Here is a 1,247-nt window from a genome sequence, read left to right as displayed (position 1 = left end):
AATGACAATGTGGTTGATGCGGCCAGTGCGATCGCGGTGGGGGAGACCAATGTGGCCACAGCGGCCACGGTGGTGGGTGATGCCAATAGTGGGGTGGCGGCCAGTGCCGATGGCCGCATCAATGTGGCCACGGCGGCGACGGTGGTGGGCGACAACAATAGTGGGGTTACGGCGGATGCGGATGGCAGCGTCAATGTGGTGACGGCGGCCACCGCGGTTTTTGATGGGAATCAGGCGATTTCGGCTTCTGCCACCGGTGATACCAACGTTGCGACGGCGGCCACGGTGGTGGGTAATGCCAACAGTGGGATTACGGCCGCTTCCGAGGGCGCGACCAATGTGGCGACGGCGGCCACGGTGGTGGGCGATAACAACACCGGTGCGATCTTGGCGAAGGCGACCGGTGACACCAACGTTGCGACGGCGGCCACGGTGGTGGGGGATGGCAATGCTGGGGTGTTGGCCAGTGCGCAGGGGGTGCGCAATATTGCCACGGCGGCCACGGTGGTGGGCAATGACAATGTGGTTGATGCGGCGAGTGCGATCGCGGTGGGGGAGACCAATGTTGCGACGGCGGCCACGGTGGTGGGGGATGCCAATAGTGGGATTACGGCCGCTTCCGACGGCGCGACGAATGTGGCGACGGCGGCGACGGTGGTGGGGGATAACAACACCGGTGCGATCTTGGCGAAGGTGACCGGTGACACCAATATTGCGACGGCGGCCACGGTGGTGGGGGATGGCAATGCTGGGGTGTTGGCCAGTGCGCAGGGGGTGCGCAATATTGCCACGGCGGCCACGGTGGTGGGCAATGACAATGTGGTTGATGCGGCGAGTGCGATCGCGGTGGGGGAGACCAATGTGGCCACAGCGGCCACGGTGGTGGGTGATGCCAATAGTGGGGTGGCGGCCAGTGCCGATGGCCGCATCAATGTGGCCACGGCGGCGACGGTGGTGGGCGACAACAATAGTGGGGTTACGGCGGATGCGGATGGCAGCGTCAATGTGGTGACGGCGGCCACCGCGGTTTTTGATGGGAATCAGGCGATTTCGGCCAGTGCTGATGGTGACACCAATGTGGCGACGGCGGCCACGGTAGTGGGTAATGCCAACAGTGGGGTTGTGGCGGGGTCGGTGGGTGACACCAATATTGCGACGGCGGCCACGGTGGTGGGGGATGGTAATGCTGGGGTGTTGGCCAGTGCGCAGGGGGTGCGCAATATTGCCACGGCGGCCACGGTGGTGGG

The 1,247-nt window shown here is 64.8% G+C and carries 1 protein-coding gene; it reads left to right on the top strand.

What is annotated here, in order from left to right:
* A partial coding sequence (locus AWC07_RS27395; protein ID WP_425271214.1) for a beta strand repeat-containing protein occupies nucleotides 1–1,247 on the top strand: 1,247 nt, incomplete at both ends.

It is taken from the genome of Mycobacterium gastri (assembly GCF_002102175.1).
Lineage (GTDB): Bacteria > Actinomycetota > Actinomycetes > Mycobacteriales > Mycobacteriaceae > Mycobacterium > Mycobacterium gastri.
Note: the sequence above shows the minus strand (reverse complement) of the source record. Positions and strands in the feature narration are given on the sequence as shown.